17 protein-coding genes and 1 riboswitch are annotated in these 15,349 nt (G+C 68.8%); of the genes, 8 read left to right on the top strand and 9 right to left on the bottom strand.

Annotated elements, in window-relative coordinates; genetic code table 11:
* Positions 1-34: 34 nt before the first annotated feature.
* A complete protein-coding gene (locus tag A5681_RS10995) occupies positions 35-1,276 on the bottom strand; it encodes an FAD-dependent monooxygenase (RefSeq protein ID WP_067273597.1) in 1,242 nt (413 codons plus the stop codon).
* Positions 1,277-1,402: 126 nt separating this feature from the next.
* Between A5681_RS10995 and A5681_RS10990 the strand changes: the two genes are divergently transcribed.
* Positions 1,403-2,392 (top strand): LLM class F420-dependent oxidoreductase, encoded by a 990-nt coding sequence (locus tag A5681_RS10990; protein ID WP_067273594.1) that lies wholly within the window; start codon positions 1,403-1,405, stop codon positions 2,390-2,392.
* A 4-nt stretch (positions 2,393-2,396) separates the two neighbouring features.
* On the opposite strand, the gene A5681_RS10985 is transcribed toward A5681_RS10990, so the two are convergent.
* Positions 2,397-2,690, bottom strand: a complete 294-nt coding sequence (locus tag A5681_RS10985; RefSeq protein WP_067273590.1) for a putative quinol monooxygenase — start codon at positions 2,688-2,690, stop codon at positions 2,397-2,399.
* 163 nt (positions 2,691-2,853) lie between these two features.
* Here A5681_RS10985 and A5681_RS10980 point away from each other — a divergent pair, with 163 nt between their 5' ends.
* Both A5681_RS10980 and A5681_RS10975 read left to right on the top strand, forming a co-directional pair.
* The gene (locus A5681_RS10980) at positions 2,854-3,267 is read left to right on the top strand and encodes a Zn-ribbon domain-containing OB-fold protein (RefSeq protein WP_067274085.1); all 414 of its coding nucleotides are present in this window, start codon (positions 2,854-2,856) and stop codon (positions 3,265-3,267) included.
* A gap of 36 nt (positions 3,268-3,303) precedes the next feature.
* Complete coding sequence (locus tag A5681_RS10975; protein ID WP_067273587.1) at positions 3,304-4,449, top strand: thiolase family protein; 1,146 nt, start codon at positions 3,304-3,306, stop codon at positions 4,447-4,449.
* Between the two features lie 111 nt (positions 4,450-4,560).
* Here A5681_RS10975 and A5681_RS10970 read toward each other — a convergent pair whose 3' ends face one another.
* The 3 genes from A5681_RS10970 to A5681_RS10960 all read right to left on the bottom strand — a co-directional run bounded on the left by A5681_RS10970 (position 4,561) and on the right by A5681_RS10960 (position 9,925).
* Positions 4,561-5,745 (bottom strand): FAD-binding domain, encoded by a 1,185-nt coding sequence (locus A5681_RS10970; protein ID WP_067273584.1) that lies wholly within the window; start codon positions 5,743-5,745, stop codon positions 4,561-4,563.
* A gap of 223 nt (positions 5,746-5,968) precedes the next feature.
* Positions 5,969-7,618 carry a DNA repair helicase XPB gene (locus tag A5681_RS10965; protein ID WP_067273581.1) on the bottom strand — a complete coding sequence of 550 codons (1,650 nt, stop codon included), beginning with the start codon at positions 7,616-7,618 and terminating at the stop codon, positions 5,969-5,971.
* Positions 7,619-7,666: 48 nt separating this feature from the next.
* Entirely contained in the window at positions 7,667-9,925 is a 2,259-nt protein-coding gene (locus A5681_RS10960) for a helicase-associated domain-containing protein (protein WP_067273577.1), read from the bottom strand.
* 118 nt (positions 9,926-10,043) lie between these two features.
* Here A5681_RS10960 and A5681_RS10955 point away from each other — a divergent pair, with 118 nt between their 5' ends.
* From A5681_RS10955 to A5681_RS10940, 4 genes are read left to right on the top strand one after another with little or no spacing between them, the layout of a single operon-like run.
* Positions 10,044-10,244 (top strand): hypothetical protein, encoded by a 201-nt coding sequence (locus A5681_RS10955; RefSeq protein ID WP_197498572.1) that lies wholly within the window; start codon positions 10,044-10,046, stop codon positions 10,242-10,244.
* Between the two features lie 8 nt (positions 10,245-10,252).
* Complete coding sequence (gene moaC / locus A5681_RS10950; RefSeq protein WP_067273571.1) at positions 10,253-10,780, top strand: cyclic pyranopterin monophosphate synthase MoaC; 528 nt, start codon at positions 10,253-10,255, stop codon at positions 10,778-10,780.
* Positions 10,780-11,262 carry a MogA/MoaB family molybdenum cofactor biosynthesis protein gene (locus A5681_RS10945; protein WP_067274081.1) on the top strand — a complete coding sequence of 161 codons (483 nt, stop codon included), beginning with the start codon at positions 10,780-10,782 and terminating at the stop codon, positions 11,260-11,262. The genes moaC and A5681_RS10945 overlap by 1 nt, the downstream gene beginning before the upstream one ends.
* Positions 11,259-11,684 carry a molybdenum cofactor biosynthesis protein MoaE gene (locus A5681_RS10940; RefSeq protein ID WP_067273568.1) on the top strand — a complete coding sequence of 142 codons (426 nt, stop codon included), beginning with the start codon at positions 11,259-11,261 and terminating at the stop codon, positions 11,682-11,684. The genes A5681_RS10945 and A5681_RS10940 overlap by 4 nt, the downstream gene beginning before the upstream one ends.
* Positions 11,685-11,761: 77 nt before the next feature.
* On the opposite strand, the gene A5681_RS10935 is transcribed toward A5681_RS10940, so the two are convergent.
* The 4 genes from A5681_RS10935 to A5681_RS10920 all read right to left on the bottom strand — a co-directional run bounded on the left by A5681_RS10935 (position 11,762) and on the right by A5681_RS10920 (position 14,755).
* Positions 11,762-12,571: a transglycosylase family protein gene (locus tag A5681_RS10935; RefSeq protein WP_067273564.1), complete on the bottom strand. Its 810-nt coding sequence runs from the start codon at positions 12,569-12,571 to the stop codon at positions 11,762-11,764.
* A 12-nt stretch (positions 12,572-12,583) separates the two neighbouring features.
* Positions 12,584-12,798, bottom strand: a riboswitch (cyclic di-AMP (ydaO/yuaA leader).
* Between the two features lie 208 nt (positions 12,799-13,006).
* Positions 13,007-13,294: a MoaD/ThiS family protein gene (locus A5681_RS10930; protein WP_419866310.1), complete on the bottom strand. Its 288-nt coding sequence runs from the start codon at positions 13,292-13,294 to the stop codon at positions 13,007-13,009.
* Positions 13,287-14,360: a GTP 3',8-cyclase MoaA gene (moaA, locus tag A5681_RS10925; protein ID WP_067273556.1), complete on the bottom strand. Its 1,074-nt coding sequence runs from the start codon at positions 14,358-14,360 to the stop codon at positions 13,287-13,289. The genes A5681_RS10930 and moaA overlap by 8 nt, the downstream gene beginning before the upstream one ends.
* A complete protein-coding gene (locus A5681_RS10920) occupies positions 14,357-14,755 on the bottom strand; it encodes a YccF domain-containing protein (protein WP_067273552.1) in 399 nt (132 codons plus the stop codon). The genes moaA and A5681_RS10920 overlap by 4 nt, the downstream gene beginning before the upstream one ends.
* A 162-nt stretch (positions 14,756-14,917) precedes the next feature.
* On the opposite strand from A5681_RS10920, the gene A5681_RS10915 reads away from it, so the two are divergent.
* A complete protein-coding gene (locus A5681_RS10915; protein WP_067273548.1) occupies positions 14,918-15,331 on the top strand; it encodes a cold-shock protein in 414 nt (137 codons plus the stop codon).
* Positions 15,332-15,349: the final 18 nt, after the last annotated feature.

The following is a 15,349-nucleotide window of genomic DNA, read 5'->3' as shown; positions in this document are numbered from 1 at the left end:
TATCGCAGCTGACTGCTCCAGATCCCCACACCGGTTAGTTCCATCGGCGGTTGTCCCCTTCGTTCGCTTGTAGATCGGTCGCGCTGTAGTCGGGTACCCGCATCGAGTCGTGCATCCGGACGCCCTTGGCGTTCAGTCGGGCCAGCGATCGCGACACCGACCCGGGCATCGCCGAAACCAGTTGCGCTCCCCGGGTCAGCGCCCACACCCCGAGCCGCGATCCGGGGATGATTCCCCTGGCGGCGCCGCGGGCGAACGCGCGGCTCTGGTGTACCGGCTCACGCATCTGCAATTCGTAGGCGGAGAATGCGCGCAGGAGGTCGCCGTCCGCCTGGGCGAGTTCGCCGGCCAATACGTAGGCGCCGAGCACCGCGAGGCTGGTGCTACCGCCCACCGCGGGGCCCGGGCAGTAGCCGGCGTCGCCGACGAGGGTGACGCGCCGGCGTGACCATCGGTCCAGTCGCAGTTGGCTGATGGCATCGAAGTAGAAGGCCGGCGTGCGGTCGACCTCGCCGAGCCAATCGTCCACCTGCTCGTGCATGTTCGCGAACGCCGCCCGCAACAAGTCCTTCTGCCGCAAGACATCCCGGTGGTCATAGTCGAATTCGCGGTTGCTGCGGAACAGGAACACGGCGCGCGCGTCGTCGAGGTGCTCGGCGGTGTAGATGGCCGCGAGGCGGCCGACGCCGACGTGGCAGGTCATCTGGCCGCGGCCGGCGAGCGCCTTGGGTGTCGACACCACGGCCAGATAGCCGCCGAGGAACCGGGTGAGGTTGGCTTCGTCGCCGAAGGTCAGCTGCCGGACGTTGGAGTGCAGCCCGTCGGCGCCGACGACGACGTCGAACCGGCGACCGGCGGCATGCTCGAACGTCACCTCGCCGTCGTGGTCGATCGAGGTGATCGTGTCACCGAACAGGTACTCGACGTCGTCGCGACCGGCGGCGTAATAGATTTCGCTGAGGTCGTCGCGCATGATCTCCACGTGCCGGTCCGACGTGGCGGCGTAGATCTTGGTGAGATCGATCTCGACGGGCCGCGCGCGACCTTCCCGATGCATGATCATGCGGTTCGTTCCGGTGGCGAGCGCTTCGATCCGGGGCAAAACGCCCATCTCGGCCGAGATCTCCATCGCGGGGCGGAACAGGTCGACGGCGTGGCCGCCGGTCTTGCGCAGCGCGGGCGCGCGCTCGACGACCGTGACGTCGAAGCCGTGACGGTTCAGCCAGTAGGCCAGCACCGGACCGGCGATGCTGGCGCCGGAGACCAGTACGCGCATGCCGACCTCCCGCTCGCTTGACGATGGGTAAGCCTAGCGGGGGTAGGTTCACGGCTGCGATGTCAGCGGCCGGCCGGGCGTCACTCATCGATCTGCTGTGAACCGTCGCGGCTAGAGTCCATTGCTATGCGCTTCGGTCTCTTCATCCCGCAAGGCTGGCGAATGGATCTGGTCGACATCGAACCGGAGCAGCACTGGGCGGTGATGCGCGACCTGGCCAGCTACGCCGATAACGGCGCCTGGGATTCGCTCTGGGTCTACGACCACTTCCACACCGTCCCGATTCCGACCGGCGAAGCCACCCACGAGGCGTGGTCGCTGATGTCCGCGTACGGCGCCGTCACGTCGCGGATCAAACTCGGCCAGATGTGCACAGCGATGAGCTACCGCAATCCGGTGTACCTGGCCAAGGTGGCGGCGACCGCCGACATCATCTCCGGCGGGCGGATCCAGATGGGCATCGGCGGGGGCTGGTACGAACACGAGTGGCGCGCTTACGGTTACGGTTTCCCATCGGCCGGCGTCCGGCTGGGCCGGCTGGACGAGGGCGTGCAGATCATGCGGGATGCCTGGCGGGACGGCAAGGTCAGCTTCGACGGTAAGCACTACCAGGTCGACGGCGCCATCGTTGCCCCCAAACCGCTGCAGCACAACGGGATTCCGCTGTGGATCGCCGGCGGCGGCGAGAAGGTGACCTTGCGTATCGCCGCGAAATACGCGCAGTACACGAACTTCACGGCGGAACCCGAGGCGTTCGCACACAAGTCGGAGGTGCTGGCACAGCATTGTCGGGAGGTGGGTACCGACTTCGATGCCATCGTGCGTTCGGCCAACGTCAACGCCGTTGTCGGAACGTCCGACGCCGACGTCAAGGACCGGCTCCAGCGGGTCCGCGACCGCCTCGTCCGCCATGTGCCCGAGGCGGCCGCGGATGCGATGCTCGCCGCAGGTAGCGGACCCGATTCGGCGACGGGCACACCGGAACAGGTGATCGAGCGGATCGCCAAGCTGCGCGACCTCGGCTGCGAATACGCCATCTGCTATTTCCCGGAGGCCGCGTACGACCGCTCCGGCATCGAGTTGTTCGAGCGAGAGGTGATTCCCGCCCTCAGCTAGCCCCTCAGATGTCGGAAGTGACGTACCGCTTCTTGACGGGGGGCGCGGCCAGCAGCGGCGGCAACTCGGTCAGCTTGCCGTCGCCGGCGCGGAAGGCGCGGTAGGCCTCGTCGTGCTCGACCGTGTCCCAGATTTCGTAGATCAGCCAGTGGGCCTCGTCGTCCTCGTCGACCAGCACGTCGGTACGGAGATTGCCGGCGAATGCCCGGGTGTCGCGCAACGCCCGGCCCATCACGTCACGCCCTTGCGGCACCGCGTCGGGCTTGAACTGCAGTTCGAGTATCACCGTGACTGGCATGGTCGTCTCCTCGGTTGCGGCGGCGGTCTCAAGATATCGGGGCCGGCAGCGTGGCCCGCCACCGGGAATGAGAATGTGGTTTCCACTTTTCGGAAAGCTGTTATACGGTTCAGTGAGCAACATTCTGTTGGCCGCACCGTGGACGCTTGTGGAGGATCCCCCGATGCAAAAGGCGCTCGCCCCCGAGATCTCGACCTGGCCCGATGAGAGCCCGCAGCTGATCGGCAGCCGGTGCGGCAGTTGCGGCGCCACGACCTTCCCGGTGCAGCAGTGGTGCCCGCGCTGCAGCCTCGGCGAGATGACCGACGTGCTCCTGCCGCGCCGCGGGACGCTGGTCGCGTGGACCACCCAGGGCTTTCCGCCCGGGGCCCCATACGCGGGCCCGACCGGCAAGGACTTCGTCCCGTTCGGCGTCGGGCTGGTCCAGCTGGACGACGTGATCCGAGTCGAGGGACGGCTGACCGAGAACGACCCGGCCAAACTGCGGTTCGGTCAGGAGGTCGAGCTGACGATGGTCCCGCTCACCACCGATCAAGAGGGCGCCGAAATCATGACGTTCGCCTTTCAGCCGGTCTAGTGGCGATCGCCACCATCCACCCATAGGGAGACTGAGATGACAAACGATGTCGCCATCATCGGCGTGGGCCTGCACCCGTTCGGCCGGTTCGACAAGACCGCGATGCAGATGGGCGCCGAGGCCATCCAAGCCGCGCTGGCCGACGCCCGGGTCGACTGGAAAGACATCCAGTTCGGCTTCGGCGGCAGCCACGAGGTGTCCAACCCGGACGCCGTCACGCGTCTGGTCGGGTTGACCGGCATCACTTTCACCAACGTGTTCAACGCGTGCGCCACGGCGGCCAGCGCGATCCAACAGACGGCCGACACCATCCGGCTGGGCAAGTACGACATCGGCATCGCCATCGGGCTGGACAAGCACCCGCGCGGCGCGTTCACCGACGACCCCGCCAAGCTGGCGCTGCCGCAGTGGTACGCACAGAACGGCCAGTTCGTCACCACCAAGTTCTTCGGGATGAAGGCCAACAAGTATCTGCACGACCACAACATCTCGCAGGCCACTCTGGCCAAGGTGGCCGCGAAGAACTTCCGCAATGGCGCGCTGAATCCGAACGCCTTCCGCCGCAAGCCGATTCCCGAGGAGGAGATCCTCAACTCGCCGGTGCTCAACTACCCGCTGACGCAGTACATGTTCTGCGCGCCCGACGAAGGGGCCGCCGCGGTCGTCATGTGCCGCGCGGACATCGCGCACAAGTACACCGACAAGCCGGTGTATGTGCGCGCGTGCGAAATCCGTACGCGCCGTTACGGTGCCTACGAGGTGCACGCCACCTTCGCCCCGCTGGACGGCGACGTGTCGCCGACGGTGTACGCCGCCAAGGCGGCTTACGAGGCCGCCGGCATCGGTCCCGAGGACGTCGACGTGGCCCAACTGCAGGACACCGACGCCGGCAACGAGGTCATCCACATGGCGGAGACGGGCCTTTGCTCCGACGGCGAACAGGAAAAGCTGCTGGCCGACGGCGCGACCGAGATCCACGGCTCATTGCCGGTCAACACCGACGGCGGGTTGATCGCCAACGGCGAGCCGATCGGGGCGTCGGGGCTGCGGCAGATGCACGAGCTGGTGCGTCAGTTGCGTGGCGAGGCGGGGGAGCGTCAGGTGCCCGGCAATCCGCGCGTCGGCCTGGCGCAGGTCTACGGCGCGCCGGGCACGGCGTCGGCGACGATTCTGTCGCTTTAGTTCGCCTCGGCGCCGCTGGTCATGGGGCATGTGTGCGTGCGCGAACTTGATAGCGCGGGTGATATCAAGTTCGGCGAACGCCGCATGGTTCGAAAGGCCTTGCGCCCGCGGCTATGCGGCGTACTCGGGTAATGCGATGTCGTCGCGGAACTCGCTGCGGACGACCCAGTCGGCCAACCGCGGAACGTTCAACAGTTTGGACCCTTGATTGCGGATCCACAGGCCCGGCGCCGTCTTCGGCGCGAACATCGTGGCGAATACGCGGGCCGAGCGCTGTCTTGCCTCGACGATCGGCCGCACCCGACGCTCGTAGCGACGAAACGCCTCCCCGTGATCGGCTCCGGCGCGATTGAGCTCGCCCGCCAGTATGTAGGCTTCGACCATCGCGAGCCCCGTCCCTTCGCCCGCCAGCAAGGAAACCGCGGCCGCGGCGTCCCCGATCAGCGCCACGCGCCCGTTCGACCAGTGATCCATGACGATGTGACTGGTGCGGTCGAAGTACACGTCGGAGGCGTCGTCGAGGGCGCGCAGGATCTCCGGGCACTCCCAGCCCGCGTCGCCGAAGACCTCATGCAGGATTGCCTTGGCGTGCGGCACATCTCGTGGGTCGCGGCCGGGCAGGTGGTCGGGGGTGAAAACGAAAAGAAACATGGTTCTCTCGCCGCGCATCGCGAATCGGGCGATCATGCGCCCCGGCATGGTGTAGGCGAGGTAGACGAGTTCGTCTCGCGGTTGATAGCCCTCGGCCTCGAACGCCGCGACCCGGTAGCCGAGGTCGGTTTCGAATCGGGATGGGGGGCCGAATACCAAGTCCCGCACGGGCGAATGAACGCCACCCGCACCGATGAGCAGATCGAACTGCCGTGTCCCGCCGCCCTCGAGTGCGACCCGCACGCCGGAGTCGGTCTGATCGATCGCCGAAACGCTTTCACCGAACAACGTTTCGGTGCGGCCCTCGATGGCGCGATAGATCATGGCCGACAGGTCACCGCGGGGCACCGTGACGAATCGCCCACCGACGTTGCGCCGGAACAATTCCGCCGCGAACCCGCCCACGCGTCGCGAATTGCGGTCCACGAGTCGCACCTCGCGCACCGCGTAACCCGCGGCGTGCAACTCGGCGGTCAGTCCCATGCGTTCGGCGACGGTATACCCGCCGCCCCAGAAGTCCACGACATAGCCGCCGGTACGCAGCCGCGGCGCCTTCTCGATGAGAGTTGCTTCGTGGCCGTACCGGGACAGCCAGTACGCGAGCGTGGGGCCGGCGATGCCGGCGCCGACAACGGCGATCTTCATGTGCGGCCCTCCTCGACGGGTGGCGTGCTCGAGATTATCATAGCACTATGCAACAATTGCACTAGGCAATTTAGCCGGAGGGGTCTGCACGGCTTGGCGCTTCGGGGACGACGGCCATCGGATGCGCGGCATCGGGCGGGACCATGGGCGGGCCCCGGGAAGTGATATCGCCGGCGATATCGACTTCGAAGAGTGGCGCACGGCCCCGAGAGCGACTCGGCGGCTAGATCGCCGGTCCCAGCAGGTCGTCGGCGTCGCGGATGATGTAGCCGTAGCCCTGCTCGGCGAGGAAACGTTGCCGATGCGCGGCATACTCCGCGTCCAGGCTGTCGCGCGCCACCACGGAGTAGAAGATGGCGCCACCGCCGTCGGCCTTGGGGCGCAGTAACCGGCCCAGCCGCTGCGCCTCCTCCTGGCGCGAGCCGAACGTTCCCGAAACCTGAACCGCCACAGAGGCTTCCGGCAGGTCGATGGAGAAGTTGGCGACCTTCGACACCACCAGCGTGGACACTTCGCCCCGGCGGAACGCGTCGAACAACTCCTCGCGTTCCTTGGTTCGAGTCGACCCCTGGATCACCGGCGCGTTGAGCTCGGCGCCCAACTCGTCGAGCTGGTCGAGGTAGGCGCCGATCACCAGCGTCTGCTCGTCGGGATGCCGGCTGAGCACCGACTTCACCACCGCGATCTTCGAATGCGCCGTCGAGCAAAGCTTGTAGCGCTCTTCGGGTTCGGCGGTGGCGTACATCATCCGCTCGTTGTCGGTCATGGTCACCCGCACCTCGACACACTCCGCCGGCGCGATCCAGCCCTGCGCCTCGATGTCCTTCCATGGGGCGTCGTAGCGCTTCGGGCCGATCAGGGAGAACACGTCACCCTCGCGGCCGTCTTCCCGGACCAGCGTGGCGGTCAGGCCCAGGCGTCGTTTGGACTGCAGGTCGGCCGTCATCCGGAACACCGGCGCCGGCAGCAGGTGGACCTCGTCGTAGATGATCAGGCCCCAGTCGCGGCTGTCGAAGAGCTCCAGATGCCGGTACTCGCCCTTGGTGCGGCGGGTGATCATCTGGTACGTCGAGATGGTGACGGGCCGAATCTCCTTGCGCTCACCCGAATACTCGCCGATCTCGTCCTCGGTCAGGGAGGTGCGCGCCACCAGTTCGCGCTTCCACTGCCGCGCCGCGACAATGTTGGTGACGAGGATCAGCGTCGTGGCGCTCGCCTTGGCCATCGCGGCCGCGCCCACCAGCGTCTTGCCCGCCCCGCACGGGAGGACCACCACCCCCGACCCGCCGGCCCAGAACGAATCGGTGGCCATCTGCTGATAGTCACGCAGATGCCAGCCGTCCTGCGCCAGGCTGATCGGGTGCGCCTCGCCGTCCACATAACCCGCGAGATCCTCTGCGGGCCAACCGATCTTGAGTAGCATCTGCTTGACGCGGCCCCGCTCGCTGGGGTGCACGATGACGGTGTCGTCGTCGATGCGGGCGCCGAGCATGGGAGCGATCTTCTTGTTGCGCAGCACCTCCTCGAGCACCGCGCGATCCAGGCTGGCCAGCGTGAGGCCGTGCGCCGGGTGTTTGACCAATTGCAGGCGGCCGTAGCGGGCCATGGTGTCGACGATGTCGACCAGCAGCGGCTGGGGCACCGCGTAGCGCGAGAAGCTGACCAGCGCATCGACGACCTGTTCGGCGTCGTGGCCGGCGGCGCGGGCGTTCCACAGCGCCAACGGCGTGATGCGGTAGGTGTGCACGTGCTCGGGCGCGCGCTCCAGTTCGGCGAACGGCGCGATGGCCGCGCGCGCCGCGCCGGCCTGCTCGTGATCGACTTCGAGCAGCACCGTCTTGTCGGACTGCACGATCAACGGGCCGTCAGTCAATGGCCCAACTCCTTCTCATCTCTCGCGGAGGCGCCTGCACGCCATCCATTATCGGCCGTTGGCCGACACCACCGACGTGATGCGGTGGATGGCGAAGTCGCGCAGACGCCCCGACGCCGAGTCGAATGCCGTCAACTGACCGCCCCGAACGGTGATCGGCGACACAACCCGCTGGGTGGCGACACCCGCGGCATCCAAATAACCGATCACCAACGTTTCTTGTTCCTTGGCCGCGCGCTGCAACAACGACATGGTGACCGCCGGATCGACGCGATTGTTGCCGAACGGCGCGGCGGTCACCTTGCGCAGCACCGCGACCACGGCGTTGAGGCTCTCGCTGTTGGGGCGCGGCATCGGGCGGTACGGCCGGCGCTGCTGCGGCGTGGGGACCCGGGCGCCGCGGGGGCGGACGTCGACGATGGCGCCGGTGGAGTCCTCGGCCGCCGGGGCGAAACCCGCCGCCCGCAGCGCGATCAGCACCTCGGCGATCGGCGCCGGAGACACCGCGACCGTCGGCGCCAGGGCGCGCAGTTGCACCCCTTCCGTCGCGGGCGCGGCGACGGCCTGGGCCAGCAGAGCGGGGTCCTCACACCGCACGAACGAAGCGGCCATGCCGATCCGCAGCTGACCATGCCGTCGCGCGACGTCGTCGATCAGGTAGGTGAGCCCTTGCGGGACAGGCGTCTTGGAGTGCCTGGCGAACAGCCCGTGCATCCAGTCGCGGGTCTTTCCCACGTCGAGCGCGTGCCGGATCGAGGGTTCGCTGATGCGGTACACCATCGCGGTGCCGGCCGATTCGACCGTGGCCACCGTGGCGAGGTCCTCGGCGAGATCGCGTTCCAGTGGCCCCGGCACGACGACGGTCAGGTCGGCCTGCACCAGGAAGTAATCGATGGGCTTCGGCAGGGCCCGCGCCATGGCGTCGACCGCGGCCTGGATGTCGGCGCCGTCGTCGAGCAGGGCGCGGCCGGGGGTGCTGAGCGCCCCGCGGCCCACCAGGCCCAGCGCGTGAGCCTCGGCCAGCAGATCACCCACGGGTCCGGGCTGTAGTCGCTTGGCCCAGCGGGGGCGCCGCCAGATCAGTGCCGCCGACGCGGAAACCGCGCTGACGCCGGCACCGGGCGGCAATCCGGCCAGCGTGCCCAGCAGCAGCCGGCGATCCAGCGGCGCGGCGGTCGAGTACAGCGCATCGGTAAGGGCGCCATAGGGTTTGGCGTCGGGGCTGCGGCTGCCGATCAAGGCCGGCCGGCTCGGCAGGTCCAGCCAGCTGCTCGCCAGCAGCTGCCAGCGCTCGGCGGTGGGCAGCGCCGTGAACCTGTCGGTGGCCACCGTCGGCGCCCAGTACGGTCCATCGCCGGTGGCCGGCTCGGGGTCGGGCAACCCGCTGGCGATCAAGCCGGCCGCGGCCGCCAACTCGAGGATCAGGCCCAGCCGCGATTCCTCGATACCCGTCGTTTTGCTGAGCCGTTTGACGTCACGGATCCCCAGTCCGCCGCTGCGCAGTTCCGAAACCGGTGCGGCGGCCAGCGTTTCGATCAGGACGTCGAGTTCGCGCAGCAGGTCGATGGTGGCGCCGGCCGCAGCCGCGTCGGCGTCCTCGGCGGTGGTGGTCGACACCACCGGGTCGGGTGCGGTCAGCTGCATCGGGCCGGGTTGTTCGCCGCGCAGCACCTGCCCGACATGGCGGGGCAGGATCACGGTCTCGGCGTCGACGCGTCGCAACAGTCCCATCGCCAGCAGCTGGGGCACCGGGCGGTCCGCGGGGGCGCCCGGCGCGGCGTCACGGGTGCGACCCATCGGCGAACCCTCGAGGAGCTTCTCCAGCACGTCGAGCTGGGCCTCGTTCAGGTCGTCGATGAGCCCCGCGATCTCTTCGCCCGTGCGGGAGGCGTCCTCGAGGGTGACTTGGCCCGGGTACCACGGCAGTGCCGTCCCCGCGTCGGGCGCAATGCGGAGGGCGGTGTCGCCCCAGACCAACGCCCGCTCGCGGAGGTCGTCGAGCGCGCCGACCACGTCGGCCTCGCGAGCGCGCTCACCGATCAACGCCAGCAGCTTCGTCGTCGGGACCGGCGCGGTGTCGGCCTGCAGCACCAGCAGCGCGTCGAGCACCGCGAGGCGCAGAAAGTCGAGCTCGTCGGTGGCGGCCTTGACCGACTGGCGGGCCTGAGCGCGCGCGGCCAGCGCGGCGATGCTGCCGGGCGGGGGCTGGGCGAGGTCCGGCCTCAGCTCTAGCAGTCGGATCAGCCGCTCGTCGGGCAAGTCGGCCAGCCACGACCCCAGCGGGATGTCCGGGGTGTTGTCGGTCATTGCTGACCAGCGTAAAACAGTCGGCGGGTGGCACGTAGACAACGATCACCGGCGCCTCCTCGGGCGAAGTGCCGGTCTTGCACGACACGCGCAAGAGCGACCTGTCAGAATGGACGTCGTGGCTGACACTGCAGAGGGCAAAGCCCGCAAAACCAGGTATGTCGACAACGGGTGGCCGACGACGGACCCGGACGACCACGCGGTGAGCGAACTTGTGACCGACCGGACGGGCGCGTTGTCGCCGTTCGGCGAGCTGGTGTTCCCGCTGCCCTCCGCTGACCTGCCCTACCTGCACCCGGTCACCGTCGTTAACCGGTAGGCGCCAGGATGGCTAAGGCCTCTGAGGCCGCTAAGCCCCCGGCCACCTGGGCATCCGGAGAATCCGGCCCCGGCGCGCTGTCACACCTCGACGACCGCGGCGCGGCGCACATGGTCGATGTCAGCGAAAAGGGAACCACCAAACGGACCGCCGTGGCCGCGGGTGCCTTGCATACTTCCCCGCACGTGGTGGAGCTGATCTCGGCCGGAGGTCTGCCCAAGGGCGACGCGCTGGCCACCGCCCGCGTGGCGGGCATCCTCGCCGCGAAGCGGACCAGTGAGCTGATCCCGCTCTGCCACCAGCTGGCGCTCACGGGGGTCGACGTGGATTTCACCGTGGGGCCCGCCGACATCAAGATCATCGCGACCGTCCGCAGCACCGACCGCACGGGGGTGGAGATGGAGGCACTGACCGCCGTCAGTGTGGCCGGTTTGACGCTGTACGACATGATCAAAGCCGTGGATCCCGCCGCGCGCCTCGACGACATCCGGGTGCTGCGCAAGGAAGGCGGCAAGACCGGAACGTGGGTGCGGTGATGGGCGCCCGATCCGCCCGCGTCATCATCGCCTCGACCCGCGCGTCGGCGGGGGTGTATGACGATCGCTGCGGCCCAATCATCGCGGAATGGCTTGGCGAGCGGGGGTTTTCGTTGGCCGAGCCGGAGGTGGTCGCCGACGGCGAGCCGGTCGGCGCGGCCCTGCGCAAGGGTGTCGACGACGGCGTCGACGTCGTCATCACGTCGGGCGGCACCGGCATCTCGCCCACCGACAGCACGCCCGACCAGACCGTCGCGGTGCTGGACTACATGATCCCGGGTCTGGCCGACGCCATCCGCCGGTCGGGGCTGCCGAAGGTGCCGACGTCGGTGTTGTCGCGCGGGGTGTGTGGTGTGGCGGGACGGACCCTGATCGTCAACCTGCCGGGTTCGCCCGGCGGGGTGCGCGACGGCCTGGGCGTGCTCGCCGACGTGCTCGATCACGCGTTGGATCAACTGGCCGGTGGAGACCACCAGCGATGACGCTCGTCGTCCGCGCGGCCATGACCGATCACCCGATCTTCCTGGCCGAGCACGAAGAGCTCGTGGCCCATCAGTCGGCGGGCGCCGTCGTCGGCTTCGTCGGCATGATTCGCGACCACGACGGCGGGCGGCGGGTCGTGCGGCTGGAGTATTCCGCACATCCATCTGCAGAACAGGTTTTGGCCAAGGTGGTCTCCGACGTCGCGGAGCAGTCGACCGGGGTGCGCGCCGTCGCGGCCAGTCACCGAATCGGTGTCCTGCGCATCGGGGAGGCCGCGCTGGTGGCCGCCGTCGCCGCCGATCACCGTCAGGCGGCGTTCGAGACCTGTGCCTTGCTGGTCGACGAGATCAAGGCGCGGCTACCGGTATGGAAGCACCAGTTCTTCGACGATGGAACCGAAGAATGGGTGGGTTCGGCGTAACGGCGTAAGCGATTGGAATGCCGGCACGCCCCGAAGCGCAAACGTTCGAGGCGTGCCGGGCAGTCTGACGGGCGGCCTCAGGAGGCCGGGGACGGCTGGGCGATCGCGTCGAGCGCGTCGTTACCCTGGATGTCCTGGGCCCGGATGGCGTCCCACAGCTGCTTCGTGTAGCCCGCCGGGGCGACATCCTGCGGCATGCCGGCCGGGACGAAGCCGTGGAAGTCGGTGTCCACCACCGGCGCGTCGGCCGGGGGTGCCGGGGGCAGGTCCGCCGGAGGCGCCGGGGGCAGGTCGGCGGGAGGCGCGGGCGGCATGGCGTCGGCCGGGGGTGCCGGCGGCAGGTCCGCCGGAGGCGCAGGCTGGTCGAAGCCGGTCAGTTGCACCGGCGGCGGCGGAGGCGGCGACGGGGCGTCTGGCGGGGGCGCGTCGGCGGGCGGAGGAGCTAGGGGTGCCGGCTGTCCGTTGATCCCGGGCGCGTCCAGCGGAGCGTCCAGGCCGGCCGGTGCGGGAGCCTCGCGCGGGGTCGGGCCGGACAGCGGGCCACCGCACACGGGCCACGCACCGCGGCCCTGAGTGGCCAGCACGCGCTCGGCGACGGCGATCTGCTGTTCCTTGGTGGCCAGTTCGGCCGACGGCGCGTACTGGCCGCCGCCGTGCGAAGCCCAAGTGCTCGAACTGAACTGCACGCCACCGTGGTAGCCGTTGCCGGTGTTGATCGCCCAGTTGCCGCCGGATTCGCAACGGGCTACCTGATCCCATTCGCCGTCGGTGGCCGCGGCCGCCTGGCCGGCCAGAGCGATGCTGCCGCCACCGAGGACCGCGCCGGTGACGGCGATCTTGGCGACGCTGATGTTTGACGTGCTGGGCTTACGGTGACGTCCACTCATAGGCCGTGAAAAATCCTCTCTCGTCACGCGCCTGCGAGGTCAGCTGTCGGGTTCGGGTTGGAGAGGCCACCCGGCCGTTGTCGCATCCGCTGGGGAGCGGCATCGGCTTCACCCCTAGGGGCCGCACGCGGCCCCAATCCGATCACGGTGGACCGGTGGGTCCCCCGTCTCCATCCACGTTGGTCAGTGGGCCCCGCCTACTGGATGGAGCTCGGCGCGATAGGAGGGGAGGTTCGCCAATTCGGTTGTCTTGGCGTGCCTTCGGAGAAAGGTAGCGGGTTCTGTTGGTCCCGTCACGTTCTGCGAAACCCGGCGTTTCCCTCTCGGCCATCTGGGAAAACGCGCCAGACACCCGGCATCCACGCAGGTCATCGCACCCGATATCGGAGCGTGATTACGCCGTTATCTTTCCGTTACGTGAGATATTTCACAGTTTCACCCGCCGGCGAACGGGGGTAGAACGTCGATCGTGTTTCCGGTTCGTAACGGGACGGTCTCGTCGCGGACGGCGATCCCGTCGCACAGGTAGGAACATCTCCCCAACACCGCGGCCAGCTGGGAGCCACGCACGGCGAGGCGCTCGACCAGCTCGGCCACCGTGGTGCCGGGCCGAACCACCAGCGTCTCCGACTCGGCTCCCGCCGCCGCCCGCGCGGCCGCGAAGTAGCGCACCGTCACCTGAATCCCGTCTTGGTGGACGGCCTGACCCACGGGGCTAGCCACCGATCGCGCTCATCGGACGGTCGGGCTGGACGAAGCTCGGGTCGTTGATCCCGTGACCGGCGGGCTTGCCCCACATCGCGACCCGCCACGACGCCTCGATCGCGTCGTCGGACGCGCCGGTGCGCAGCAGGGTCCGAAGATCGGTCTCCTCAGCCGAGAACAGGCAGCTGCGCACCTGGCCGTCGGCGGTAAGGCGAGTGCGATCGCAGGCGGAACAGAAGGCATGCGAAACCGACGCGATGACGCCGAACTTTCCGCTCGGCGTGCCCGGGCCCGTGTCGACCAGCCAGAGCTCGGCGGGCGCCGAACCGCGCGGCGCCGGGTCGGGACGGAGCCGGAAGTGGGGGCGCAGCGTGTCGAGCACGTCGTCGGCGCTCAGCGCGGCGCCCCGCCGCCATTGGTGCCCGGCGTCCAGCGGCATCTGCTCGATCACCCGGAGTTGGTGGCCGCGCTCGAGGCAGAACCGCAGCAGTTCGACGACGTCCTCCCGCCCGGTGACGGGGTCGAGCACCGCGTTCACCTTGACCGGCGTCAAGCCGGCGTCATGGGCCGCGGCCAGGCCGTCCAGCACATCGCCGAGCCGGTCCCGGCGGGTGATCGCCGCGAAGTGGTCGCGATCCACGCTGTCCATCGACACGTTGACCCGGTCCAGCCCCGCCGCGGCGAGCCCGGCGGCCCGCCGCGCCAGCCCGACGCCATTGGTGGTCAACGAGATTTCCGGGCGTGGCCGCAGACCGGCGACCGCCGCGACGACCTCTTCGAGGTGCCGCGCCAACAAGGGTTCACCACCGGTGAACCGCACGCTGGTGATGCCCAACCGGGTGACCGCGATGTGCATCAGGCGGGCCAGCTCGTCGGGCCGCAGCAGTTGCTCGCCGGGCAGCCAATCCAGGCCCTCGGCCGGCATGCAGTAACTGCAGCGCAGATTGCAGCGGTCGGTCAGCGAGACCCGCAGATCGGTGGCGACCCGTCCGTAGGTGTCCACCAGCGGGCCCGCGGTCGGCGCGTCAGGCGCGGCGGCGGCGCGGCCCGGCACCGTCGGCACACCCAGCGCGGTCAGCGTCATGCGGCCATCACCTGGGAAGGCGAGCTGACCGGAACGATCTGCTTACCCAGCGGCATCAACGACACGGGGATCAGTTTGAGGTTGGCCAGCGCCAGCGGAATGCCGACGATCGTGACGGCCATCGCCAGCGCGCTGACCACGTGGCCGATCGCCAGCCACAATCCGAACAGCAGCACCCAGATGACGTTGCCGATCAGCGCGCCCGTGCCGGCGGTCGGCTTGTCGACGATGGTGCGCCCGAACGGCCACAGCGCGTAGGAGGCGATGCGCAGCGACGCGAAGCCGAAGGGGATGGTGATGATCAGCAAGAAGCTGACGAGCGCCGCGAGCAGGTATCCGGCGGCCATCCACAGGCCGCCGAACACGAGCCAGATGATGTTCAGGATCAGGCGCATATCTCCTCCACCGGTACTGCCCAGCGTACCGAGTGGGCAATAACGGGGGTGCTCCTCAGGCGAGCATCCGAGTAGGATCAAGGACCAAACGGCGTCCTGCGCAGGCGGGACGCTTATTGTGTTGGCCATTCTATTGATCCGTTAGACAAGCAGGTGAGAGCAGTGCCGACCGGCAAGGTTAAGTGGTACGACGCCGACAAGGGGTTTGGTTTCCTGTCGCAAGAGGACGGCGAGGACGTGTACGTCCGCTCGTCGGCGTTGCCCGCCGGGGTCGAGGGGCTCAAAGCGGGCCAGCGCGTGGAGTTCGGCATCGCCTCCGGGCGGCGCGGCCCTCAGGCGCTGAGCCTCAAGCTGATTGAGCCGCCGCCCAGCCTCACCAAGGCGCAGGGCCGCCGCGAGACGCCCGCCGAGCACAAGCACAGCCCCGACGAACTGCACGGCATGGTCGAGGACATGATCACGTTGCTGGAGAGCGCCGTGCAGCCCGAGCTGCGCAAGGGCCGCTACCCGGACCGCAAGACGGCTCGACGGGTGTCGGAAGTGGTTCGCGCGGTCGCCCGCGAGCTCGACGCTTAGTTCGCCGCCGCCGGGCCT

Origin of the sequence: Mycobacterium scrofulaceum, from assembly GCF_001667885.1 — a bacterium.
In the GTDB taxonomy this organism is placed as follows: domain Bacteria; phylum Actinomycetota; class Actinomycetes; order Mycobacteriales; family Mycobacteriaceae; genus Mycobacterium; species Mycobacterium scrofulaceum_C.
Note: the sequence above shows the minus strand (reverse complement) of the source record. Positions and strands in the feature narration are given on the sequence as shown.

Bases quoted from the DNA above. Each gene is read 5' to 3' on its own strand.
- A5681_RS10970 (WP_067273584.1), bottom strand. From the start codon at position 5,745: ATGAAGATCGCCGTTGTCGGCGCCGGCATCGCCGGCCCCACGCTCGCG.
- A5681_RS10980 (WP_067274085.1), top strand. From the start codon at position 2,854: ATGCAAAAGGCGCTCGCCCCCGAGATCTCGACCTGGCCCGATGAGAGC.
- A5681_RS10945 (WP_067274081.1), top strand. From the start codon at position 10,780: ATGGGCGCCCGATCCGCCCGCGTCATCATCGCCTCGACCCGCGCGTCG.
- A5681_RS10960 (WP_067273577.1), bottom strand. From the start codon at position 9,925: ATGACCGACAACACCCCGGACATCCCGCTGGGGTCGTGGCTGGCCGAC.
- A5681_RS10920 (WP_067273552.1), bottom strand. From the start codon at position 14,755: ATGCGCCTGATCCTGAACATCATCTGGCTCGTGTTCGGCGGCCTGTGG.
- moaA (WP_067273556.1), bottom strand. From the start codon at position 14,360: ATGACGCTGACCGCGCTGGGTGTGCCGACGGTGCCGGGCCGCGCCGCC.
- A5681_RS10975 (WP_067273587.1), top strand. From the start codon at position 3,304: ATGACAAACGATGTCGCCATCATCGGCGTGGGCCTGCACCCGTTCGGC.
- A5681_RS10935 (WP_067273564.1), bottom strand. From the start codon at position 12,571: ATGAGTGGACGTCACCGTAAGCCCAGCACGTCAAACATCAGCGTCGCC.
- A5681_RS10985 (WP_067273590.1), bottom strand. From the start codon at position 2,690: ATGCCAGTCACGGTGATACTCGAACTGCAGTTCAAGCCCGACGCGGTG.
- A5681_RS10995 (WP_067273597.1), bottom strand. From the start codon at position 1,276: ATGCGCGTACTGGTCTCCGGCGCCAGCATCGCCGGTCCGGTGCTGGCC.
- A5681_RS10990 (WP_067273594.1), top strand. From the start codon at position 1,403: ATGCGCTTCGGTCTCTTCATCCCGCAAGGCTGGCGAATGGATCTGGTC.
- moaC (WP_067273571.1), top strand. From the start codon at position 10,253: ATGGCTAAGGCCTCTGAGGCCGCTAAGCCCCCGGCCACCTGGGCATCC.
- A5681_RS10940 (WP_067273568.1), top strand. From the start codon at position 11,259: ATGACGCTCGTCGTCCGCGCGGCCATGACCGATCACCCGATCTTCCTG.